Source organism: Thermococcus sp. (assembly GCF_027023865.1).
In the GTDB taxonomy this organism is placed as follows: Archaea; Methanobacteriota_B; Thermococci; order Thermococcales; family Thermococcaceae; genus Thermococcus.
This window is the reverse complement of record NZ_JALVUC010000010.1, coordinates 19,731-41,802: the sequence shown is the minus strand read 5'-3', so window position 1 is coordinate 41,802 and position 22,072 is coordinate 19,731. Positions and strand designations below refer to the sequence as shown.

The window sequence follows — 22,072 nt, the reverse complement described above, 5'->3', positions numbered from 1 at the left end:
CGTTAAAAATCTAACTGAAGTGATGAAAAGGCTTATAAGTGGTTTAAGTGGCATGGGTATAGAATCGGAAGTTTGACATTGACAATGACCATACCCTAGTTTAATAAAATGTAAAAGTGGGACATGCAAAGGAGGTTTTAGAGATGGAGGACAAGAACACCCTCACCCCCAGGCAGATAAGGCTCCTCAAGAAGTTTCATGAGGAGGGTAAGACCATAGAGGTCCACACCGTTGAGAAGACCCAAGACGAGCTTGCCGAGGAGCTCGGAATTACCAGGCAGGCGCTCAGCAACCACCTCAAGGTCCTCAAGGAGAGGGGCTATATCAGAACCGGTAGGGGCTTTATCGACCTCACCGACAAGGCCCTGGATTTACTCGGAGAGAAGAAGGGCGACGTCTTCGTCTTCGTTAGGATAGAGCCGACCAAGAGGAAGAGTGTGTACGAGGCCATAAAGAAGATCAACATAAAGAAAATCTACCGTGTCACGGGGGACATTGACCTCATAGTCGAGGCCGATAAAACGAAGCTCGACGAAATACTGGAAGAGATATCATCCCTCGATGGCGTCAAGGAGACCATCACCCACATTGTCCTCGAGGTCCTTTGAATTCTCCTCCGGTTTTCCCTTCTTTTCCCGCATCTTCCGCTCTATGAGCACCCTTAGTACGTCAAGATTCTTTCCGAACTTTGCCGATATCGGCACAAAGGTCTCATCGATTTCGGAGTAAGGAACACCGAACTTCTCGGCAAGGAAGTTCATTGTCCTCTCAGGGTTCTTTATCTTGTCCAGCTTGTTAACAGCTACCACCGTTGGTATGCCCAGCTCCCGTAGGAACCCGTAGAACTCAACGTCTACAGGTATCTCCCCCCTCCTCTCCCAGCGCTCGATTATCTCTGGGGCCGCTTTTCCGTCCACAACCAGAACTGCCAACTCTATCTCATCCGCGTTGTCCTCGATGAAGTGAACTATCTCGTCCTTAATCCTCTCCTGAACCCTTTTCGGAACGCCGCTCATAAAGCCAAAGCCCGGCAGGTCGACTACCGTCCTCCCTCTCCAGTTGACCTCCATAGGTTTTCTCGTTACCCCTGGTCTCTTCCCACGCTTCACCCACTTCCCGGTCAGGCGGAATATGAGAGTACTCTTCCCAACGTTTGAGCGTCCCGCGAATATTATCATGGTCTCACCGGAGGGAGTCAGGGCGAGCCTATAAAACCTTGCCGGCGCCGGAAAGGTTAAGTATCCTCCCCTCAAAATATGTGCGGTGGTGTTCTATGCCCGAAGGGAGCGAGGCGAAGGCCAATCAGCTCATAAACAAGTTCGTCATATCTCTAACCGAAGGGAAGATACTCGGATATGTGACGGATATAAACGTCGAGGTCGAGGGTGACCAGTTCTACTTCATCCTAAAGATGAGGGAGATTGAGAACCTTGGAAAGGGACAGAGCATGTTCTCAAGCGAGAAGAAGCTGAAGATAAAGCCGAACGACATAGTGAACGTCGGTCCAGATGTCATAATCCTCGGGAACGGGAAGGTTCCACCGTTGAGGGAGATTGAGAGGCTCAATGAGGTGGCAGAGGAGTACAACACCCTCGTCAGAGAGCTTGAGGAAAAAGACAAAACGATAGAGAAGCTGAAGGAGGAGAACTACTCGCTTACGAAGCAGATCGACGAGCTCCAGCACGAGCTTAGGAAGTTCCAGGTCATGAAGGACGACTTTGAACACCTCAAGGAGCAACTGGTCAGACAGGAGGGCCAGCTTGAGATGGCCAAGGAGTACATAAAACTCCTCGAGGGGCTAAGGCACGACATAGACAAGATAAAAGAGGACGTTGACGGCCTCGCCCAAGGAGGTCTTGAAGAGGCTGTCAGGAACATAATAAACGAAGAACTGAACGCGAGGGGACTGAAGAAGACGAGCTTCATTTAACCGAAGATCTGAGGCCCGAATGCGAAGAGCAGTATCTCGGCCGCCACTAGGATAAGAGCCATCGCGATGACTCCCTTTGGTCCAACCTTTATTGCCCTCGTATCTTCATCGAAGAACCTCATCAATCCCGCTCCCGTCGGCGGCAGGGTCGTCTTTTCCTTCGCCATTTCTCTCACCCCTTTACATAAAGCTCGCGCCCGGGTATAAAAAAGTTGTGATGATGGAAGAGAAACTTTTTAAAGGCTGAGCCGCACCCGGGGGTGGATAAGGGGTTATCCCAATGAATCCCGCTAATGACACAGGAGGTGGGAGGAAATGGCTACTTTCAAGCTGGTTATATCGAACCCGAAGAACGGCATAGCTAGGCAGGTTGAGATAAGCGGAGAAGAGGCTGAGAAGCTTGTTGGAAAGCGCATAGGAGACGAGGTTCCGGCAAGCGAGCTCGGTCTCAACCTCACAGAGATATTCGGCGAGGAGATTCCGGGCAACGTTAAGCTCAGGGTAACCGGGGGAACAGACAAGGACGGCTTTGCTATGAGGCCGGACGTCCACGGCCCAAGGAGGGTCAAGATACTCATCTCCCGCGGCCCGGGCTTCAGGCCAAAGGAGCGCGGTGAGAGGAGGAAGAAGACCGTCAGGGGCAACACTATCAGCCCCGAAGTCGTGCAGGTCAACATGAAGCTCGTCTTCTGAGCTTCAAACCTTTTCTTTGATCTTCCTACGTGCGTGTGAATTCTCCAAGTGCATCTTCATGCAACTCTTTTACTTGGCCTTCTTTTGGTTCATTCTAAAAGGGGGACTTAACTCGGAACGAATTTATACTCGAAAAAAAGGAAGAATTTTTACTTAGAGTAAAAGGAAAAGTTTATAAAGATAAGTTGATTAGACCATAATGCAAAAACCTCAAAGAGGTGAACCTTGTGAAGTGGAAGCCGTTGTTCGCAGTCCTGTTGGGACTGCTAATGGTTGGAGTTACAGCTGGAAGCGCGGCAGCAACATCAACGCCAGAAAACTCAATTGAGAATCCAGTTCGACCGATGATCTTTGGAGACAAAAGTGAATTGCACCTCAGCTTTGAGCCATATCTGTCTTATGTGTATAGAGGGAGGATATATTTAGCATATCACTGGGAATGGGATCACACTGAGAAAATTATAGATGGACCTAACGATTATATCGTAATAACACTCCCCTGGCAAGTGTATGTCGACAAAAACGGGCACATAAAATCTGGCATTGATACCCCAGCGGAACTAGAAAAGGATATTGACAACCACAATGGGCACTGGGAAGACCTCTTTTATATGGAACAACCAGTTATTGAAGTATCCCCCCTCAGGGTGGTCCTTAAATTCTATGGGGCTAATAACATGGTCACCAAAAAAGATCAAGGGGTACTGGTTTAGATTCATGAAGATAACAATAAAAGTCGATGATGACATCTCAAGTGGTTATTATGTATGTTGGCGTTAGACCAAAACTCGAGTATCAAGGATTGGAAGTGACCACTGCAATGTATTATATTCACACGTATAGCCGTGCAAGTGCCATTAATGCAGTTGGAAGCGTTGCTATTTCTGTATTCTTCCCAGAGAGTATTGCACTCTTGGGAACGACGGGAACTAAAGTATTATCAGGAATGGTGTCCTGGGCTATCGGTGATATTATCAGCGGACATTCTCAGATTAAAGGGTGGGAGAAGCCGACTATCGGAAACGTAGTACTTTCATACGACACGTATTTCGAGAGAACTGATCCTCCAAGTGGCCCAGGCTGCTTCAAAGGTATATGTCCCACATCCTATTCAAACGGCAGTGGCAACAAGTAAATTTTTATTTTCTTTCCCTATCTCTTATTAGACTAATTACCTTAAATCCAAATTATAGGGGGACTCCCATGATTGTCAACGACCGGAAAAAGTTCGTACATAATTTCCTCACACGCCTAGCTGCAGCTGAGGTCTTAGTCGTTATTTTCGGGAAGTATGGGGTGGAGCTTGGTGTAGAGTTTGGCCTACTCTGGCTAATCGCAATGACCCCAATAATCCTGCACATCTACCGAGAGGAGTGGAAAACGTTATCAAAAGTGTATCCCAAAGAAAAAGCCGACAAAGTGGCCAATAACCTCCTGGTTTCCCGCTACATAATAGGGATTATACCAATAACAGCTTCTCTTTCTGGACGCTGGTCAGATGGCAACCTTGCAATTTTAGGACTGCTGGGGTTGCTATTTGCACTGATGGCGGCCAAGCTCCTTACAGAGGCAGGATACCCTCTTAGCGAGGATGAAAAGGCAATCTTCTTCAGAGAAGAGCCGCTATGAAGCAAGATACCCCTACCCTGTGAGTCATCTGCTTGTTTACCCCCGCTTCATGCCAAAAGGATAATCCGAGACACACCCAACTAAAACCCCAAGAGAGCGTGATGAAGAAACCTTAATAAGCGCCCATCGCTTCTACCCTTAGGGGTGAGAGAAGTGGCTAAGAAGAAGGAGTTTAGGCAGGCTGAAGTTAACATAGGAATGGTAGGTCACGTTGATCACGGCAAAACGACACTCACAAGGGCTTTAACGGGAATCTGGACTGACACCCACAGCGAGGAGCTTAGAAGGGGCATCACAATCAAGATAGGCTTTGCCGACGCGGAGATAAGGAAGTGCCCGAACTGTGGGAGGTACTCCACCTCCCCAATCTGCCCCTACTGCGGCCACGAGACGAAGTTCAAAAGGCGTGTGTCGTTCATAGACGCCCCCGGTCACGAGGCCCTGATGACGACGATGTTGGCTGGAGCCTCACTCATGGACGGAGCCGTTCTCGTCATAGCAGCCAACGAGGGGATAATGCCCCAAACTAGGGAGCACCTTATGGCCCTTCAGATAGTAGGGAACAGAAACGTGGTCATTGCCCTCAACAAGATAGAGCTCGTGGACAGGGAGACCGTGATGAAGCGCTACGAGGAGGTAAAGGAGTTCGTTAAGGGAACCGTCGCCGAGAACGCCCCGATAATCCCGATCTCGGCACTCCATGGTGCCAACATTGACGTCCTCCTCGCGGCCATTGAGGAGTTTATACCCCGATCTCACAGGGACGCCAGGAAGGCCCCAAAAATGCTCGTTCTGAGGAGCTTTGATGTCAACAAACCCGGAACGCCGCCGGAGAAGCTCATGGGGGGTGTCATCGGTGGCTCGATAATCCAGGGCAAGCTCAAGGTCGGCGAGGAGATAGAGATAAGGCCCGGAGTTCCCTACGAGGATCATGGCAGGATACGCTACGAGCCGATAACGACGGAGATAGTCTCCCTGCAGGCGGGGGGGAGGTTCGTTGAAGAGGCATATCCAGGCGGTCTCGTTGGGGTTGGAACCAAACTCGACCCGTACCTGACTAAGGGCGACCTCATGGCAGGAAACGCCGTTGGAAAGCCCGGGAAACTCCCACCAGTATGGGATGACCTGACCCTAGAGGTGCATCTCCTCGACCGTGTCGTCGGGACGGAGGAAGAACTCAGGGTCGAGCCAGTAAAGAGGCGTGAGGTTCTCCTCCTCAACGTTGGAACGGCGAGGACGATGGGTCTCGTTACGGGTCTCGGGAAGGACACCGTTGAGCTGAAGCTCCAGATACCCATCTGCGCCGAGGTTGGTGACAGGGTTGCCATAAGCAGACAGGTCGGAAGCAGGTGGAGGCTTATCGGCTACGGCTTCATAAGGGAGTGACTCCTCCCCTTTCCTTCGGTGATCCCGATGTCCATAACAGAGAGGAGGGAGTGGATGGTCATTCCGGACACGAACTTCCTCCTCGTTCCAGGCCAGTTCGGCGTCGACGTCTTTTCTGAGCTCAAAAGGGTACTTGACGTTCGCTTCAAAATCGCAGTCCCGGACGTCGTACTCCAAGAGCTTGATATCATAGAGCGGAAGTCCCGCGGGAAGGACCTTTTAGCAATCCGGATGGCGAAGAAGCTGGTTGAGCGGTTTGAAACAGTTGAGGTGGGCCAGTTTGGAGCAAAACCGATAGACGATCAGATCCTCGACTTCGCCTCCAAGAACGAGAGGGTTATAGTATGCACCAATGACAAGGGCTTGAAGAAGAGACTCCGCGAGAGGGGCATCCCCGTTGTTTACCTCCGCTCGAAGAAGATCCTTGAGATTGAGGGGATGCTTGGATAGATTCTCAAAACCCTTAAAACACCACCCCCACCATTTCTCTCAGGTGGAAGAATGTACAGTGAAGAGGAACTGCTGTCTGAGATAAGGGAACTTATGGGCGATGAAGAGCTTTTCGGGATGTATGAGAGGGCCTTCAGAGAGTACCACTACTACTTTGACACAACCAACTACGTTGTCCTGAACGTCTACGGCTTCAACGACCACGGTCCTGTTCACGTTCTCCTGACGACGAGGCGCGCGCTCGAACTCCTCAGGATAATCAGGAAAGCAGGAATAAAGACAACGGCGGAAAAGCTCGGGAAGCCGCACCGTTGGAGCAAGTTCATAGTGGCTTTCAGCGCGCTCTTCCACGACATAGGCAACATGATACACAGGGACATACACTACGAGTTCAGTGTCTTTCTCGCGGAGCCGGTAATAGGAGAGCTCGTAGGCAAGTTCGAGGAGAGGGACCCGCTCCTCCTCAAGGCCCTCACGCTCAACGCGATATACACCCACGATGAGAAGGTTCAGTGCACGACCATAGAGGGCTCCCTCGTGACAATAGCGGACGGCTGCGACATGGAAGCGGGGAGGAGCAGGTTGGCCTACAAGAAGGACAAGGTCGATATACACGCGGTTTCGGCGCTGGCCATCGAGCGGGTCGAGATAAGGGAGGGCAATGAAGAGCACCCGATACTCATCGAGATATGGATGAAACACCCGGCCGGAATCTTCCAAGTGGACGAAATACTGACGAAGAAGGTCAAAAGCTCTCTCCTGCGGGAAAAGGTGAAACTCAAGATACACACCGGGATGGAGAACGAGATCGTGGAGAAGGTTATTTAAGTCTTCACCTTTTCTTTATTCATGCTGAGCGAAGCGTACCGCGATTTCAAGTACCTCCTCAACAGAGGCTACCGAAAAACCTACGCCCTAGATTTCGTGGCCAACCACTACCGCCTGACCCTAAGGGAGAGGCACCTGCTGGCGAGATGCGTTTTCTCAGACGGCTGGATCAAAGAGGTGGAGAGAAAACTCTTGAAGTCAAGTGATCTTCGGGGGAGAATCTTAGCCATCGATGGATTTAACGTTCTCATAACACTCGAGTCACTCATGGAGGGGAGGGCAATGCTCTGTGAGGATGGCCTTGTCAGGGATCTCAAATATCAAGGGAAGTATAGGATCAATGAGAAGACCGAGAAGCTTATTTTAAAAACGGCAGAGGCTTTAATGAGGTTAAATGTTGGTAGAGCAGTTTTTTTCTACGGAAAGGGCAATCCAAAGAGTGGGCTGGTAGCGGCCATGACGCGAAAAGCCCTCAAAAAGGTAGGAGTGCCCGGTGAGGTTTACCTCGTGAGAAGCCCAGACCACGAGCTTAGGGGGTTTGAAAACGTTGCAACGGCAGATACAGCTGTGATCGCCAAGGTAAGTGGAGCCTTCGACCTAGCTAAACACGTTGGAAAAACCCTTGAGGGAACTCCATTATCGTTTTGTGAGATACTCAGTAAATTGAGGTCACCACATTGAGCGGGAGCGGGGATGGTTACCTTTTTCTTTTGAAAGCCTCGCCCTTCAGGGCAGGAAGAAGGTCAGACTGTGGAAGGTGTGGGTCACTCATAGATATGTCAGCAAACATCGAGCTAAACTTTAAATCCTCTTTTTCAATTTTCCAAACATGTTTGGAGAATATCAACTTAGGACTCAGTTCGTCAAAGTAGGGGATACTAAAATACATATGCTGGAGGAGACGGAAGAGCTGATTAAATATAGGCGTGATAATGTAAGGGTAATATTAAAAAAAAGCCGCGGAGGATTCCGCATTGTTCCAGCTCCGGCAGAAGGCTACGGAGTAAAACTCCTCCTGATAGACTTTGAAGAGAGGATAATGATACCCCCAAGGGAAACCCTTTACTTTTATCTAACCGCTCCAATCGAAGCGGAAGTTCTCCTAGGAGACACAGTTGTAGACAGATTCCAGATATCCTGTGAAAAGTACGCACTATATGGAACCCCAGAAATAGGTGCTATAGCAAGATACTGGAGATCTGGGGTATATGCATCGGAACCGGAATCACCGGGACTCATCAGGATTATGATCACTAACAAAACAAACAAGTGGATGGAAATGGACCACGTCGTTGTGTACATCGCAGGCACCGTGATGTTTTACTCATATTATAGAGCATATTATCCACTCGTAAAGGTCGAGTTTAAATCAGACGTCCCTGAGGTGAACAACACGGGAGAGCCGCCGAGGGAGGGGCTGACACCGAGCAAAAAACCACTGCCCCTACCGAACTTCTTAATGAGGTGGTGAAGGGTGAGTGGGAGCAACGTTCTCAACACGACCGTTTTCTCAGGAACCCTTGGAACGGCCCCCTTTGGAATTACCCTATTATCCCTCATAAAAGCCGGCCTGATACTAGTAGCTGGCTTCGTTATCGCCAAATTGATCAAAATCCAGGTTCTTAAGGCCACAAGGAACACAACCTACGTGTGGATAATCAACGAGGAGACCGCATCTGCTCTCTACAACCTCATCTTGTTCATCGCCCTCATCTACTCTCTCGAGGAGATCGGAATACTCTCCTACAAGCTTTGGGGTATTCCACTTAGCAACCTCCTTACGGCGATACTCGTCTTCTACTTCTCCTACCTCCTAGCGAAGAAGTCCAAGGATTACATGCTCGTCAGGGCCCCCAAAAGCAAGCTCCCAGAGACCCAGGTAAAGGCAAAGCTGTTTTACTACACCGTCGTTACGGTGGCCTTCTTCCTGGCCCTGAGCATAGCTGGGATAAGCGGTGAGCTTGGCACTCTCTTAGCAGCCGCGGGTATAACCGGTATCGTCCTAGGTTTCTCGGCTCAAACCGTCGTTTCGAACTTCGTCTCGGGAGTTTTTATGTATTTTGACAAACCCCTCCAAATAGGAGACGCGGTGAGGTTGAGGGACTCTTCCGGGAACATCCTCGAGGGAATCGTCGAGGACATGCGTATACTCTCAACGAGAATAAGACAGTGGGATGGAACTCTCGTCAGGATTCCAAACGAGAAGCTCTTCAACAGTGAAATCATCAACCTCCAGAGGTATCCTGCGAGGAGGACAACGATAACGGTGGGGATAGCGTACAGTGCAGACGCCGACAAGGCCATCGAGACCATCCTGAAGGTCCTCAATGAAGAGCCCTACGTTCTGGCGAAACCCGAACCGAGGGTCTACGTCGAGGATCTTGGGAACAGCTCCGTAAACCTGGTGATATGGGCGTGGGTACCCAGTGCCCTTTGGACGGGCCAGAACATACTCCGTTCCAAGTACCAGCTCCTCCAGAAGATAAAAGCAGCCCTAGACAGAGAGGGCATAGAGATACCGTTCCCGCAGAGGGTTAACTGGTTTGCCAATGAGCTGAGGGTGAAGGTAGAAGGAAAGCCCGAGGAGAAGGGTGAGGCTTAATCCCCCTTCTTCTCAATCAGTGCATAGAAGAATCCGATAGTTCCGTGCATATGAGGCCAAGCTCGCATAGTTCCCTCCAGAAAACCCTCACTGTAGGGCCTGCGCAGGGGAATGAGTCTTGCATCGCCATGCCCTTTGAGGAACCACCTCACTACCTCCTCGTTCTCCTCAGGTAACATCGAACAGGTGGAGTAGAGCAACCTTCCCCTGGGCTTCAGAAGCTTCCAAGCGCTCTCAAGGAGCTCTTTCTGGAGTGCAACGACCTTAGGGATGTTCTTCTCGCGGAGGCGCCATCTCAGCTCGGGGTTTTTTGCTATGGTGCCATCGCTCGTGCACGGCGCGTCGAGCATTACCTTTTTCTCTCAAAAGCCTCGTCCTTTAAGACGGGGATGCGGTAACCAGCAATCCAGCTTTCCAACGGTCGAAACCCTTTTAAGTTTTTGCAACTTAATAAGGCCTCGGGGAGGCCACTTAAAAACAATCCGATGAGGTGGGGGGTTTCAGTTACCACTCCACCCTTGGAGTGGTTTGACGCTGTTAAGCATCTTCGAAAGACTGCCGTTGAGCAGTTTGAAACTCACGAGTGGTCTTTGGAACGATAACCCCAAACCGCTCTGCGGTAGGGGTAATGGGCACGAGACCGGGCCTTCGGGCTGAACCGAAACCGGCAACGGGAGTAGGTGGATGAGTGCCCGTAAACCTTCCCGCGTTTGGCGGGGGGTTAATTTGTCAGAACCCTCGCCATTCACGACGAGGAGGAGGTCAGTCTGTCAGCTATTCCCTCTCCGAGGATTTCCGGGGCCTTCCTCCCGTCGATCCTCATGGTCTCGGCTATACTCACACCAGTGCGTCTGAGCATCCCATTCATCCGCTTTATCCGAGCATTATCTACGTCAAAGGCGTATATTTTACCCTCATTCCCCATCAGCTCCGCCATATGAGCTGTCTTTCCTCCGGGAGCGGCGGCGAGGTCGACGACAGTCTCACCGGGTTTTGGGGACAGGATGAGGGATGCAACAGCAGGGGCTTCTTCCTGAGCTACAGCGTACCCTTTGTTAAACAGCCATTCAGGGTTGAATGGGTCGAGGATTCTGATGACGGTCTCAACCCGCTCGCTCCTCTCAAAGCGGACGTTCTTTCTCCTCAGATAGTCCCCCACCTCACTGGGAGTAACTTTCAGCTGGTTCACCCTTATGCTCGTTGGAGGAGTTTCGTTGAGGGTCGTTAGAAGTTCTCTCACCTCATCACCAATGAGGAAACGCATTCTCCTTATGAGCCACTCGGGAAAGAGGCAGTCCCACTTCAGCCTCTTCTCTCCAGAGTCTATGGCCGGGACGTAGCTCAGAATCTCTGGGAGAAGGTCGTAGTAGTAATAACCAACGTAGGGGTGCGTTCTCTTAGATAAAAATTGAGCGAGTCCCCTTAGGTGTTGGATGATCTTCCCGTTCGGGGCGCGGAAGATGGCAACCTCAACGGCAACCCTCAAAGCCGCTCTCAGCCAAGGGTCGAGGATGAGCGGAGAAACCCCCACCAGCTCCCCGATGATCTCGTCGATAAGGCCGAGTCTCCGCTGTATGGAGTAGAAGATGCCAGTCAGCTTGGAGTTCTCCCAACCTTCAATTTTGTATCCGACAAAGGCCCGCCTCTTGGCCTGTTGGCTGGGCTTGACTTCCTCGCCGAGCTTTATCGCTTCGACAAGGGCGTAGAGATGCCTATCGGATAACTTGAGCTTTCCCACGGCCGCCACCTGAGAGGGTAACTGGCGGTACTTAAAAGACTAACCTGGGGTAAATGGCGTTTTGAAGTTGGGCGTTGGGACGAGACCTTCAACCTTTCTCATTAGAAGGTTAACGGAGTACCCACTGGCTGATGCCACGAGTAAGGCCTCCTCAGTAAAACCCTCTTTGAGGAGCTCTTCCGCATCATTCCCTGCTTCCAGCGGCCTTGTTCTGTAGTAATTAAAAACAGCCTTGCGGAACCTCTCAAAGACCTCCACTGCCCTACCACGAATGACGGCATCGGCCCCACTACCAGAGAGCGTTTTAAGGGGGGATAGAGGCTTTTAATCACGTAGAGAATCGGAGCCTCGAGGAGGAGGGAACCAAGGTCTGAAACAACTTCAAGTGCAAGTTCTACGGCCACCGCATTCTTCCCTCTCAAGGCCCTGGCGAGGGCATTTAGAACGTTCCTCCAACCGATGAACACGGGTATTCCCATTGTGACGGCCAGCCTTGCACCAAGGAGTGCAACGTTGGGATTATCTGATGTTACCATCCGCCTGACCGGCTCAACAAGCTCGTCAAAGAATATCGGACGGGGCTTTGAAGCAAGCTCAAACAGGTCATGAAGGAGGATAGGCCCGTTCTCACCCCCAGCGACCTCAGAGAGAATCTCCACGAGACTCACAAGGTGGTTCCGTGAGAGGGGAACACTGGAGAGGAGATGTTTGAGGATGGATATGGCCCTCCGGGCCACTGGAACGTCTGAATTGAGAAGTCTAATAAGGTCATCGAAACCCTCACGGAGTACCCTGAACTTACCTCCTTCGCTCAGATAAGGGAGGGCCTCCCCAAGGGCGGATAGGGCACCCACTACAACAGAACAATCATCGAAGCGAAGAAGGCGGACGATCTCAACCAGCGCGCCCTCATCGTCGAGGGCCAGCCGAACCACTTCCCTGAACCGCCAAGAGGTGACCAGCTCAAGGAGGTTGTTCCCAGCGTCCCCGTCCATTATGATCACCTTATTTCACTAACGGAGGATTAAGGGGTGTTGGGTTATATTCCTTTCGGTTCGCTCAGACAATCCTCTGGAATCTGTAAATGTCGGTGGTAATCCGTTCAAGGGGTTTTTTATGAAAGGAAAACTGGGCCGGAATCTCGAAGGAAATCGTTACCCGGTGGGTTATTGAAAATCCAGAGTCGCAGACGAAGGAATCAATGAAGGCCCTCACCTCCTGCTTTGCGATGTGGATGGAGTAAACCACGTCACCCAGCTCAAATGCCTTCAGAAGAAACGGCCTGTCAGCGTGGGGTTTCTGGCTTCCAAATGGAGGGTTCATGATGATCGTGTCAGCTTTCCCTGAGAACTCCACAACGTCGGCGTTTATAAACTCGATGCAGTCAATGCCGAGAGAGAGGGCGTTTTCCCTCGCAGTTTCGAGGGCTTTACCATCGATCTCAACCGCGTAAACCTTTTTTGCTCCAATAAGACAGGCTCCTATTGAGAGAACGCCGGTTCCAGCGCCGAGATCAGCAATGACCTTTCCCTCAAGGTCACCAAGGGAGCGGGCCAACCATAAGAGTTCCGCCGCAACGTTTCCCGGGGTTCTGTACTGTTCAAGCTCCGGTCGGGGGCTGTCAAAGCCTCGTAACTTTGAAAGGATCATCGCGAGGTGCTTCTTTTTCATCATAATGGTTCGAATTTCGGAAAGCTATTTATACCTTTTGTGCATTAAACCTTACTGGGGGGAATACATGGAAGTCATACCAACCGGCATAGGGAGCCTCGACAGGGCTTTGAGCGGGGGGTTTCAACAGGGGTTCAATGGTCTTAATAGCGGGGAACCCCGGGGCCGGTAAGACCCAACTCATGCTTCACGTCCTCTACAACAGCATGAAGAGAGACCTGAAGGGAGCCTACGTCTCCTTCGCTGAGACCAAGGGGCAGTTCTACGAGGGTGCTCTGAACCAGGGGATAGACCTTAGGGAGATGGAGGAAAGAAACCTCTTCAGGTTCTACGACATGCTCACCCTGCCGAAGGAAGAGTTTGAGGACTTTGTGGACTACTCGTGAAGGATCTCGTGGAGTGGAAACCGGACATAGTCGTTTTCGACTCCATAACGGTCTTCGGCCAGGTTTTTGGGGAGGTACACCTCAGGGCCTTCCTGCACTCGATAATAGGCAGACTTGTGAACGCCCTCAACATGCTCGTCTTCCTGATCGACGAGATACCCTATGATGGGGAGGGCATAGGGTTTGGTATAGAGGAGTTCGTTGCGGACGGGGTTATAGTCCTTGAGATGGAAAAGTACGGCGAGATAATCAGGCGCTACATGAGGATACCCAAGATGCGCAACAGGCCCCTTGAGCGTTACTCCTACAAGTACGTGATCACCGAAAAGGGGATAGAGGTCTTCACGACACCGAGTCTAGAATTCGTGGAGGAGAAGATAAGGGAGCGCATCAGGACAAATGTGCCTAGCTTCGACGACCTCCTTGAAGGGGATCTCTACGAGGGGAGCATAACTCTCGTCGCCGGCCCGGCCGGCTCGGGGAAAACAATACTGGCCCTCAACATAGCCTCAAACATTTCAAAGGCCGACAGGAAGGTTCTCTACATAGCCTTCGAGGAGACCGTTGCCGGACTCAGGGACACCAAAGAGAGACTTGGCCTCGATGGGGAGTTCAGGATACTATCCCTTGTTCCGGAGGCGAAGACACCCGTTGAGTACTACGTCATGATGAAGTCCCTCGTGGAGAGGGAAAACGTCGAACTGCTCATAATAGACTCCCTGTCCGCAATGCAGGCCCACATGAGCAAGGGGGAGTTCATCAAAGCCGTCCGCTACCTCCAGTTATTGGCCAAGGAGCGCGCCCTAACGGTTCTTCTTACGTATACAAGTGAGGACGGGGAGAAAGTAGCCACCACCGGCTTCAGCACCCTCGTCGATAACCTTGTGTTCCTCTCATATCACATGCCCAAAAATGCCGGGGAAAGCCTTGAAAGGAGGGTACTGGTATTGAAGGCCCGGCACTCGGAGAACGACCCCACGCTGAGGCGCTTCACAATAGGAAGCGGAGGGATAGAGATTGAGTGAACTTCCCTCCGAGATAAACAGGGGGATGGTGGTGGCGACCGCCAAGGAGCTTCTCAGCAAGTTTGGCTCTCACTTCCTTGTCACAGTGGAGGCATACCTGAAAGCCAAGTACAGGGAGGGCATAGAACTGGCCGATGATGACCCAGAGCTCTTCTACAATGCAGTCAAGAACCTTTTCGGGGAGTTCGCGGCTTTAATGTTCCTTCAGACCCTGGTTAGGGAGCTTCACTTGAGCGTTGAGGAGGAGAGTGAGGAGGGCCTTTTAGATACCCTGAAAAGCTATGTGGGTGGGTAATATGGCCGAGAGGATACTCGAAGTCCTCAAAGTGAAGTATGACTTCCTCAGCATAACGCTCCAGAGCCTTGAGGGGGCGATGGAGGACATCTCAGAGGAGACTGACCCCGAAGGGATCTACGAAATCCTCGTAAAATATGTGGCGAGTTCCCGACGAAGGCAATGCTCCAGAAGATAGCCGACGAGAGGGGTCTCGGCATCAGGATAAGGACCGGGGAGGACGCGATAAAGGCGATAGAACTTCTCGCTAAGAAGTGACCATGGCCTTGGATTTCCTAGTTATCCCCTCAAGGATCCCAGAACTAGATTCTGCTCGTCCGATGAGGTAGTTTTTTGACCCCTTTCAGCCTTCCAGTAACCTGAGGCTTTGCAAGCACCACCCCGGTAGCCTTCTCATCCCGTCCACCGAAGAACTCTAGGGATAACAGGATACCGCCACCATGAGGGGCCTTCAAGATGAGCTTTGAGAGCGCTCAAAGGGCATCCATCCTCTCAAACTTATCACCCACCTCCAATTGTAGGGCACTCCCAGCTCCGGCTTAGACTCCTGGAAGTCCTTCAGTCCGGGAAGGATCATCACGAGGTGCTTACGCCTCACCTCATCACTGCCCTGTGAAGCAGCTCCTGAAGGGTGCCCTGCATTTCGTATCCGGAAACATGGAGCGCGGTTCCCAGCACTCCAAGGGCTATCGTGCTCGCCATTGCACCTATTAAAAACAGAGTGAATGCGAAGATCGAAGCCATCAGAGATAACACAATTCCAGTTCTCTCAAGGAGGAAGAAGAGCATCACGAGGACGAACGAAGCCAAGAAACCACCGTATTTAAAGGTCACCACGAGTAGGGGCGGCAGTAGCAAAAGCAGTCCGCGCAGACGGACGTAAGTAAGGGTTTCCGCGGCCTCTTTAAGGCCCCAGTAAGCGGAAAGGGTGAGGAAAATGAACTCCAGAATCTCAAAGAGAATCCTTAACGCCATGAACGGACACCTTTAAGGGCTCATCAACCTTTCGATCAACATCAAGTATTTCGTCGAACTCATACTCATTGTGCAGGCCGAGCAGTATCTCCACCTCCCTCGGAGTAAGCACCGGCTTCCTCCAGCTCTCGTAGTCATCTACCGGGACACGGGGACAGGCGACCACAACGTAAGCGTCAAAGTCGAAACCTTCTAAAGCAAAATAATTTACGTGGTTTATGGTTATAAGTTTGACGTACATCCGCCCTCGCAAAGAAGTCCCACGATCCTCCCCGCCTCGGCCAATCGAAGCTGACCCTTCTCGGTGCTCGTGATTACGCCAAAGCGCTCCACACCCATCGCCCGTGGTTTTAATGTTCCTTCAGATCTTGGTGAGGAGCTCCACCTGAGAGTCAAAGAGGAGAGCGAGGAAGGCCTCCTAAAGGCCATAAAAACTACGTGGGTGGGGGCTATTGCAGAGAAGATACTCGAAGTCCTCAAGGCTCGGTACGAGATTCTCGCCATAATGCTCCAGGGAGTATCCGATGAGAAAGCCCCGGTATTAAAATCAAGACCTGTGCAGACGTCATAAGGGCAATAAAACTCCTGTCTAAGAAGTGACCAGGGCCTTGGACCTCTCTGCTATTCCTTCAAGAACTCTCAAGGCGAGCTTCTGCTCGTCCGATGAGGCAATTTTTTTGACCTCCTTCAGTCTCTCAACGAAGGGTCTGAGGAGGTGCAACTTCTCAGGAGGGATCGAAGATACAAGCGCATCGAGAACGAGGAGGGTGTCGAAGAGAGTCTCACTCCTAAGGTAATCACCGAGTTTCGCGAGCACCGCCCTGGCGGTCTTTTCATCCCATCTCTCACTAAAGTAGTAGCTGAAGAACACAAGGGATGGCAGGACACCATCGCCTTCATTGGAGATGTATTCCTCAAGGAAGTGTCCAACTATCTCGTTCCCGTAGGGAGCCTTGGAGGCCAGCTTTGCGAGCGTTTTAGTGGCCCTCAGTGTCGCCCAGCGGTTGGAGGATTTTGTAATCCTTATCAAGGGTCCCACAGCAGGCTTTAGGATAAACGTTCTCTCCTCATCAAGTTTCTCTGCGAGCTTTGAGAGCGCCCAAAGGGCATCCATCCTCTCAAACTTATCACCCACCTCCAATTTGTGGGTCAGTTCAAACACCACTTCAGGTCTTTCCTTCGATAATTCAAAGAGTTTCTCCTCTTTCCCTGACTCAAGGGCACGCTCCAGCTCAGCCCTCTCCACCTTTGTGAGTTTACCCCCACCTAAGGGGGGTTCTTTGAGCGCCACCTCAAGGGCGCTCTTTCTCGATGTTTTGAACTGCGATAGGGAGGGCAGCTTCAGATACCTCTGGGCCTTTTTCTCTGGGGGCAGAGACGGGTACCTCAGCCCGGGGAGAACGCGCTCGTTTATCTTAAGGGTTTCCTTTCCCATCTCCTTAAGGACTTCCGCGAGCCACTTCAGGATGTAGGTGTCACCGACAGCCAGTGCAAGGTCGATTGCCTCATGGAAGCGCTCCTCTATCAGGAGTTCGTTTATCTTCTCCTTTGCCTTTTCAGGCCTTCCATTATAGTACCGGCAAATCGCGTCCTCAAGTTTCTCTGCCACCAAGCGGGCCTTCTCCCCCAGCTCCGGGTTCTTCCCCAGGGCCAGGTTTTTCACGAGGGTCAAGGTTCTCGCAACGTCATCTAGTATTTCCTCAATAAGAGGATGTTCAGCTATTTCAAGGAGGATACCAAGTGCAAAGTCCGCCAGCGAGACATGCTCTCCGCTCAGCATATCCCCGATAGCAGAGAAGATGTCCTTAAGAAGGGATGGATCCCCGGTATACACACTCACGTTGAGGAGAAGGCGCAGACCCATCGCCTTTAACCGTAGATTCTTAGACCTGAGCAGTCTAGCCACGACATCATGAACCTGCGGGCTTGGGGAGAGGACGCGCATATTTTTGAGTACTTGGGGAATCTCTAAGAGAACCTCATCCTCTCTCCGAGACTTCACGAGGTCTTTAAGAACATGACCCAAATCCACAAACGTTCCGGGGTCTAGGGGAATGCCGTTGATGAGGAGAGCGATGGCCTTGAGTGCACGGATTGAGACCGCGTCATTGTCGCTTTTAGCAGCATTTATCAGGTCATCAAGAAATTCACGAACAAGAAAGAGCCGTTTAACTTCAGGTAAAGCCTCTAAAACCCCTTCAATGGCCATCAATGCCCGAAGTTTCATCTCGTCATCACGACTGTGGAGAAGCTTAAAGAGTCCCCTCAGGGCGGCATCATCTCTCAGCGCCAACTCAATAACCTTATCTATCTCCCATGAGGAAAGATATTCCCCTAAAAGCCCGCCAATATTTTCTCCGGTTGTCATCACAGCGTGTTTGAAGTAGGAACTTATATATGTTCCCATTATTAGGAAAAGTCCCATGGGAAATATTCAGAGATTAGATAAAAAATCCAAATATTCATCAATTAAGTCACAGGTCCCTTTAATGATAACCCCAGTGGTTCATCCGTCCCCCGCTCAACACCGACTATTTCGTCGAACTCATACTCATTGTGCAGGCCGAGCAGTATCTCCACCTCCCTCGGAGTAAGCACCGGCTTCCTCCAGCTCTCGTAGTCATCTACCGGGACACGGGGACAGGCGACCACAACGTAAGCGTCAAAGTCGAAACCTTCTAAAGCAAAATAATTTACGTGGTTCATAGCGATGAGCTTGGCGTACTTCCCGTGCTCGCGGAGGAGCTTCACCATGCGCTTCGCCTCAGAGAGCCTGAGCTGACCCTTCTTGGTGCTCGTGATTACGCCAAACCTCTGAGCGTCTATCGCCTTCGCTATCTGCGCCCAGCGCTTCCTGATAAGCCTCTCGGCCTCTCTGTCCATCCATACCGCATCGCCCGAGTAGGGATTGACTGCCAAGGTAGGTTTCTTAACTGTCATAGCAACGCCTGTAGGGTGAAAGTAGCCGGCACCGATGAAGAGAACACCATCCGCGTCCACCTTGGCGGTACTAAAGTTGCATCCCAGAACCTGCCCCGGCCAGCTGACGCGGGAGTCACCTTTTCCGATGAGAACTTCAAAACCGTTCCCCTCCAAGAAAGCTCTTGCCCTCTCAAGCTGGTGGATGTGCTGGGTCGTTGTGACGAGGGCAATCCTCCTCCCGAGCTTTTTGATTTCATCGATGTTCTGCTCAATGGCAGGAACGACGTCGACCTTCGCGAAGGCAGGGACGAATATCGTTGGAATCTCAAGGTGGAGCGCCATGTAGCTATGGCCGAGATGGATCAGCGCGTCGCAACCGAGCCTCTTCGCTTCGGTATCGGCAGGATCGCAGGCACCGTAGTTCACGTCCCCACTTATTATCGCATATATCCCGTTCTCCTCAAGGAAGTCCGCGAGTACCTGTGCCTCCGACTTCAACCCCTCGGGAGTCTGGATGAGCACCCTCTCAGCGTTAAGCTCACGGAGCTTTTTTAGTATCTCACCCATTGGGACATCGTGCATTCCACCACCCAATTACATTTTAAGGAACGGTTTAAATGGCCATCGGCGGCCAGTGTCAAGTACAATATCAAACCATAAACATGAAGGAATCTCAATTAGTACATTGAACAACCTGTTTGATTATGGGATATTCAAAATTTAAAGGGACATCAGGGTGTACTAGAGCCCAGAAAATAGCATACACAACATTTATTAGACATGAAGGGTCACTTAAAATCCAAAATCCGGAGGTGCCTTCAAATGAGGAGCAAACTTGCGACAGCAGGGGTTATAGTTGGACTTCTGGTTCTCGTGACCATGATGCACCCGGTCGCGGCTTCGGGGAGTCTGGGAGGCTCGAACTACCACCATCCGTACCCGCACGGGCTTATCCCGGGCGACATTGTCATGGGGCACAACCCTGTCAGCGACCTCGTAATACCCGGTTATTGGACCCACACAGGGATAATAGCCTACTATGACTACAATGCCAATGATTGGGTGGTTGTTGAAGCTTGGGACAACCCGAGCGAGGTCAGGCTGGTCTACCTCTCCGACTTCCTCAAGAGGTACGACACCGTCGCGGTTCTCAGGGTTAAAACAACCAACTACGTAAGGCAGGCAGCGGTTGAATTCGCCCTCCAGCAGCTTGGCAAGCCCTACGACTGGAAGTGGTGGACAAAGCATGTTTACGGCGACAGCTACTACTGCTCCGAGCTCGTGTGGGCGGCCTACATGGCGGCAGGCGGACCTGATATCGACGCCAACCCCGGCTGGAGCTGGAAATACCTCGACGGTGTTGCCCCTCAGGAGATATACGACGACTCCAACACCTACGTCATATATTACAACTCAGTCTGATTCCTTTTCTTCTTCATCTTCCCTTTCGAAACGCTTTTATAGTCCTCCACCCAATATACCTCGAAGTTCGATGTATCGGGTGATGGGTATGATTGTAGTGACGACAGAGGGCATTCCTGGCTACCGCATTGTTGAAGTTAAGGGGTTAGCCAGGGGAGGGGTTGTGATGGCAACGCACCTAGGCAGGGACATAATAGCCGGCTTCCGAAACCTCGTTGGCGGTGAGGTCAAAGAGTACACCGAGATGATGGCCGAGGCGAGAGAGATAGCACTCCAGAGGATGATAGAGAACGCGGAGAAGATGGGTGCCAACGCCGTCGTCGGGATGCGCTTCATGACTTCCAACGTTGGGCAGAGGATGGCCGAGGTTTACGCCTTTGGAACGGCCGTTATGGTAGAGCCCGAGTAGAGGGGAGGCAGATGAGGGCCTGGGTTCTCCCCATAGTTTTTCTTCTCCTGTTCATTCCCCTAGTCACTGCCCAGAGTGGAGCTGCTGGGGCGTTCATAAAAGCCATGGGGTCAGGGAAGTACTCCTACCTCGAGCCGTATCTAAGCCCCCAGATGCAGTCGGCATTTCCAGAATCCAAGTTCGTGGAGCTGAGGAGTTCGCTCGTTGAGAAGTACGGGGGGCTCGTCAACGCGAGCTACACCGGCGCAGAAGGGGGATACGAGTACGTTAGGGTCGATTTTGAAAGGGCTTCCGTGAGCTTCAAGCTCGTCATCCAAGGTGGAAAGATAGCGGGGCTCTGGATAGTGGGGGTCTCCAAAAGGCAGGAGAAAGCCCTCACACCGCAGGATGCTATGATTGGGGCCCTTAAAACTGGCAACTACTCGATTGTTGAGCCGTATCTCTCACCCATTATGAAAAAAGCCCTCACCGAGGGTTCCTTCGAGGCAATACGCAAGAGCCTGATAAGGGCTCACGGCGAGATACAGTCATATGAATTCGTGAAACGCGAGGAGGAAGGGCCCTACATTACGTATTACTACCGCGTCACCGCTTCAAAGGGAACCTACACCGTTACCGTCACCGTAAGGGACGGAAAGGTGGATGGATTCCACCTCAAGGGCGTGCCCTTTAAAGCCACTGCCAGTGCCCTCTATCCTATTTTGGGCGCCCTACTGGCTTTTCTGATTATCTGGGCCTACGTGAGGAGGCTTGGCATCGCGGAGGTCATCTTCGGCATGGTCCTCCTCTTCATCGTGCTCCTCATCCAACCACTGATTCAATCGATCCCCACCTTCCTTGGCGTTTCAAACATCACTTTCCTCGTCCTCTGGACGGGCTTTATAGCCGGGCTCCTTCAGGAGGTCGCTAAGTATTACGCCTCACGGGGCAAAAGCCAGAGAAAAGCCCTTTACATAGGGGCCGGCTTCGGTTTTGGGGAGGCCATCTACGTATCACTGATAAGCATGGTAAGTGGTGGCTCAGTAGTGTTACTAAGCGCACTCGAAAGGTTCTTGGCGCTCCTCTTTCACGCATCCACGACCGTGATTTTCTCAAGGGCATACGGGCAAGGCAAGGGCAGGGAGGCCCTGACGGCTTTGATTTTAATCCACTGGTTCGTGGATTCCCTCGCGGCCTACTGGCACTACAGCCCGAGCTACATCATCCTCGGAGTGAGCTACGCGGTGATGCTCGCTGTTGGGCTCTACCTCATAAAGCTCCTGCCAGGGGTGAAGGCGGAACGGGAGAAAGAAACTGTTAAGTGGTGAAGCTTTTTATTATTTCCCTCCCACCTACGAGGGAGGGAACAACTTGCTCGGAAACCCGAAGGAAAAGGCACTCAAGAAGCTCAGAAAAGAGCTCCGCTCGGGTTTATATTCCTACTTGGTCCTGTCTATTCTAGAGAAGGAAGGCGAGCTTCACGGCTACGCTATAAGGAAGAAACTCAACGAGCTGAGCAATGGGAAGCTAGTTCCGAGTGAAGGTGCCCTGTACGACATTCTGAAGGGACTGAAGAGGCTTAGCCTGGTCGAGGATGAGTGGGCTGAAGCAGGAGGACGACCGAGGAAGTATTACCGCCTGACAGAGCTTGGAAGGGAGGTTTTGGAAGAGCTTAGGGATGAAATCAAGGAGACCGTGCTGGTCATTGAGAAGGTTAACGGAAGGTGGTAGG

29 protein-coding genes and 3 pseudogenes are annotated in these 22,072 nt (G+C 51.6%); 21 read left to right on the top strand and 11 right to left on the bottom strand.

What is annotated here, in order from left to right:
* The first annotated feature begins 143 nt into the window (after positions 1 to 143).
* On the top strand, positions 144 to 608 hold the full coding sequence (locus MV421_RS02700) for an Lrp/AsnC family transcriptional regulator (protein ID WP_297418101.1): 465 nt from the start codon (positions 144 to 146) through the stop codon (positions 606 to 608).
* On the opposite strand, the gene engB is transcribed toward MV421_RS02700, so the two are convergent.
* Entirely contained in the window at positions 552 to 1,178 is a 627-nt protein-coding gene (engB, locus tag MV421_RS02695; RefSeq protein ID WP_297418104.1) for a GTP-binding protein EngB, read from the bottom strand. The genes MV421_RS02700 and engB overlap by 57 nt on opposite strands.
* 95 nt (positions 1,179 to 1,273) lie before the next feature.
* On the opposite strand from engB, the gene MV421_RS02690 reads away from it, so the two are divergent.
* Complete coding sequence (locus MV421_RS02690; protein WP_297418107.1) at positions 1,274 to 1,930, top strand: hypothetical protein; 657 nt, start codon at positions 1,274 to 1,276, stop codon at positions 1,928 to 1,930.
* Here the strand turns inward: MV421_RS02690 and MV421_RS02685 are convergent.
* The gene (locus tag MV421_RS02685) at positions 1,927 to 2,097 is read right to left on the bottom strand and encodes a preprotein translocase subunit Sec61beta (protein ID WP_297418110.1); all 171 of its coding nucleotides are present in this window, start codon (positions 2,095 to 2,097) and stop codon (positions 1,927 to 1,929) included. The genes MV421_RS02690 and MV421_RS02685 overlap by 4 nt on opposite strands.
* Positions 2,098 to 2,245: 148 nt before the next feature.
* On the opposite strand from MV421_RS02685, the gene MV421_RS02680 reads away from it, so the two are divergent.
* From MV421_RS02680 to MV421_RS02635, 10 genes are all read left to right on the top strand, one after another.
* A complete protein-coding gene (locus MV421_RS02680) occupies positions 2,246 to 2,623 on the top strand; it encodes a 30S ribosomal protein S6e (RefSeq protein WP_297418113.1) in 378 nt (125 codons plus the stop codon).
* 227 nt (positions 2,624 to 2,850) lie between these two features.
* Positions 2,851 to 3,336, top strand: a complete 486-nt coding sequence (locus MV421_RS02675) for a hypothetical protein (RefSeq protein ID WP_297418116.1) — start codon at positions 2,851 to 2,853, stop codon at positions 3,334 to 3,336.
* Positions 3,337 to 3,386: 50 nt separating this feature from the next.
* Positions 3,387 to 3,758, top strand: coding sequence for a hypothetical protein (locus MV421_RS02670; RefSeq protein WP_297503579.1), 372 nt, complete (start codon positions 3,387 to 3,389; stop codon positions 3,756 to 3,758).
* A gap of 68 nt (positions 3,759 to 3,826) precedes the next feature.
* Positions 3,827 to 4,252: a translation initiation factor 2 gene (locus tag MV421_RS02665; protein ID WP_297418122.1), complete on the top strand. Its 426-nt coding sequence runs from the start codon at positions 3,827 to 3,829 to the stop codon at positions 4,250 to 4,252.
* A 153-nt stretch (positions 4,253 to 4,405) separates the two neighbouring features.
* Complete coding sequence (gene eif2g / locus MV421_RS02660; protein WP_297418125.1) at positions 4,406 to 5,638, top strand: translation initiation factor IF-2 subunit gamma; 1,233 nt, start codon at positions 4,406 to 4,408, stop codon at positions 5,636 to 5,638.
* 27 nt (positions 5,639 to 5,665) lie between these two features.
* Entirely contained in the window at positions 5,666 to 6,088 is a 423-nt protein-coding gene (locus MV421_RS02655) for a PIN domain-containing protein (RefSeq protein WP_297418128.1), read from the top strand.
* Positions 6,089 to 6,139: 51 nt separating this feature from the next.
* A complete protein-coding gene (locus tag MV421_RS02650) occupies positions 6,140 to 6,916 on the top strand; it encodes an HD domain-containing protein (RefSeq protein WP_297418131.1) in 777 nt (258 codons plus the stop codon).
* Positions 6,917 to 6,937: 21 nt separating this feature from the next.
* Positions 6,938 to 7,597: a DUF434 domain-containing protein gene (locus MV421_RS02645; RefSeq protein WP_297418133.1), complete on the top strand. Its 660-nt coding sequence runs from the start codon at positions 6,938 to 6,940 to the stop codon at positions 7,595 to 7,597.
* 148 nt (positions 7,598 to 7,745) lie between these two features.
* A complete protein-coding gene (locus MV421_RS02640; RefSeq protein ID WP_297418135.1) occupies positions 7,746 to 8,387 on the top strand; it encodes a DUF432 domain-containing protein in 642 nt (213 codons plus the stop codon).
* A 3-nt stretch (positions 8,388 to 8,390) separates the two neighbouring features.
* On the top strand, positions 8,391 to 9,518 hold the full coding sequence (locus MV421_RS02635) for a mechanosensitive ion channel family protein (RefSeq protein WP_297418138.1): 1,128 nt from the start codon (positions 8,391 to 8,393) through the stop codon (positions 9,516 to 9,518).
* On the opposite strand, the pseudogene MV421_RS02630 reads toward MV421_RS02635, so the two are convergent.
* From MV421_RS02630 to MV421_RS02615, 4 genes and pseudogenes are all read right to left on the bottom strand, one after another.
* Positions 9,515 to 9,874, bottom strand: a pseudogene (locus MV421_RS02630) (Fmu (Sun) domain-containing protein); the annotation flags it as partial. The gene MV421_RS02635 and the pseudogene MV421_RS02630 sit on opposite strands and share 4 nt — an antisense overlap.
* A gap of 413 nt (positions 9,875 to 10,287) precedes the next feature.
* Positions 10,288 to 11,256, bottom strand: a pseudogene (locus MV421_RS02625) (Fmu (Sun) domain-containing protein); the annotation flags it as partial.
* Between the two features lie 101 nt (positions 11,257 to 11,357).
* On the bottom strand, positions 11,358 to 12,251 hold the full coding sequence (locus MV421_RS02620) for a hypothetical protein (RefSeq protein WP_297517788.1): 894 nt from the start codon (positions 12,249 to 12,251) through the stop codon (positions 11,358 to 11,360).
* Positions 12,252 to 12,315: 64 nt separating this feature from the next.
* Entirely contained in the window at positions 12,316 to 12,927 is a 612-nt protein-coding gene (locus MV421_RS02615) for an METTL5 family protein (RefSeq protein ID WP_297418183.1), read from the bottom strand.
* A 137-nt stretch (positions 12,928 to 13,064) separates the two neighbouring features.
* Between MV421_RS02615 and MV421_RS02610 the strand changes: the two genes are divergently transcribed.
* From MV421_RS02610 to MV421_RS02595, 4 genes are read left to right on the top strand one after another with little or no spacing between them, the layout of a single operon-like run.
* A complete protein-coding gene (locus MV421_RS02610; RefSeq protein WP_297418145.1) occupies positions 13,065 to 13,313 on the top strand; it encodes an ATPase domain-containing protein in 249 nt (82 codons plus the stop codon).
* A gap of 8 nt (positions 13,314 to 13,321) precedes the next feature.
* Positions 13,322 to 14,338 carry an ATPase domain-containing protein gene (locus tag MV421_RS02605; protein ID WP_297503575.1) on the top strand — a complete coding sequence of 339 codons (1,017 nt, stop codon included), beginning with the start codon at positions 13,322 to 13,324 and terminating at the stop codon, positions 14,336 to 14,338.
* A complete protein-coding gene (locus MV421_RS02600) occupies positions 14,331 to 14,633 on the top strand; it encodes a NitrOD5 domain-containing protein (protein ID WP_297418150.1) in 303 nt (100 codons plus the stop codon). The genes MV421_RS02605 and MV421_RS02600 overlap by 8 nt, the downstream gene beginning before the upstream one ends.
* Before the next feature lies 1 nt (position 14,634).
* Positions 14,635 to 14,811, top strand: a complete 177-nt coding sequence (locus MV421_RS02595) for a hypothetical protein (RefSeq protein ID WP_297418152.1) — start codon at positions 14,635 to 14,637, stop codon at positions 14,809 to 14,811.
* A gap of 273 nt (positions 14,812 to 15,084) precedes the next feature.
* On the opposite strand, the gene MV421_RS02590 is transcribed toward MV421_RS02595, so the two are convergent.
* The 3 genes and pseudogenes from MV421_RS02590 to MV421_RS02580 form a co-directional block, all read right to left on the bottom strand.
* A complete protein-coding gene (locus tag MV421_RS02590; RefSeq protein WP_297418154.1) occupies positions 15,085 to 15,231 on the bottom strand; it encodes a hypothetical protein in 147 nt (48 codons plus the stop codon).
* Complete coding sequence (locus tag MV421_RS02585) at positions 15,228 to 15,608, bottom strand: hypothetical protein (RefSeq protein WP_297418156.1); 381 nt, start codon at positions 15,606 to 15,608, stop codon at positions 15,228 to 15,230. Before MV421_RS02585 ends, MV421_RS02590 begins: the two co-directional genes overlap by 4 nt.
* Positions 15,586 to 15,953 (bottom strand): annotated as a pseudogene (locus MV421_RS02580) (diphthamide synthesis protein); the annotation flags it as partial. The pseudogene MV421_RS02580 and the gene MV421_RS02585, both read right to left, overlap by 23 nt.
* On the opposite strand from MV421_RS02580, the gene MV421_RS02575 reads away from it, so the two are divergent.
* On the top strand, positions 15,919 to 16,179 hold the full coding sequence (locus MV421_RS02575; RefSeq protein WP_297418186.1) for a hypothetical protein: 261 nt from the start codon (positions 15,919 to 15,921) through the stop codon (positions 16,177 to 16,179). The pseudogene MV421_RS02580 and the gene MV421_RS02575 sit on opposite strands and share 35 nt — an antisense overlap.
* Positions 16,180 to 16,197: 18 nt before the next feature.
* On the opposite strand, the gene MV421_RS02570 is transcribed toward MV421_RS02575, so the two are convergent.
* Entirely contained in the window at positions 16,198 to 17,976 is a 1,779-nt protein-coding gene (locus tag MV421_RS02570; protein WP_297503573.1) for a hypothetical protein, read from the bottom strand.
* 101 nt (positions 17,977 to 18,077) lie between these two features.
* Entirely contained in the window at positions 18,078 to 19,112 is a 1,035-nt protein-coding gene (gene dph2, locus MV421_RS02565) for a diphthamide biosynthesis enzyme Dph2 (RefSeq protein WP_297418162.1), read from the bottom strand.
* A gap of 240 nt (positions 19,113 to 19,352) precedes the next feature.
* Between dph2 and MV421_RS02560 the strand changes: the two genes are divergently transcribed.
* The 4 genes from MV421_RS02560 to MV421_RS02545 all read left to right on the top strand — a co-directional run bounded on the left by MV421_RS02560 (position 19,353) and on the right by MV421_RS02545 (position 22,071).
* Positions 19,353 to 19,952, top strand: a complete 600-nt coding sequence (locus MV421_RS02560; protein WP_297418165.1) for a YiiX/YebB-like N1pC/P60 family cysteine hydrolase — start codon at positions 19,353 to 19,355, stop codon at positions 19,950 to 19,952.
* 70 nt (positions 19,953 to 20,022) lie between these two features.
* Positions 20,023 to 20,361 (top strand): heavy metal-binding domain-containing protein, encoded by a 339-nt coding sequence (locus MV421_RS02555; RefSeq protein WP_297418168.1) that lies wholly within the window; start codon positions 20,023 to 20,025, stop codon positions 20,359 to 20,361.
* Positions 20,362 to 20,372: 11 nt separating this feature from the next.
* Entirely contained in the window at positions 20,373 to 21,668 is a 1,296-nt protein-coding gene (locus MV421_RS02550) for a DUF3887 domain-containing protein (protein WP_297418171.1), read from the top strand.
* 43 nt (positions 21,669 to 21,711) lie between these two features.
* A complete protein-coding gene (locus MV421_RS02545; RefSeq protein WP_297503571.1) occupies positions 21,712 to 22,071 on the top strand; it encodes a PadR family transcriptional regulator in 360 nt (119 codons plus the stop codon).
* The last annotated feature ends 1 nt before the right edge of the window (position 22,072 follow it).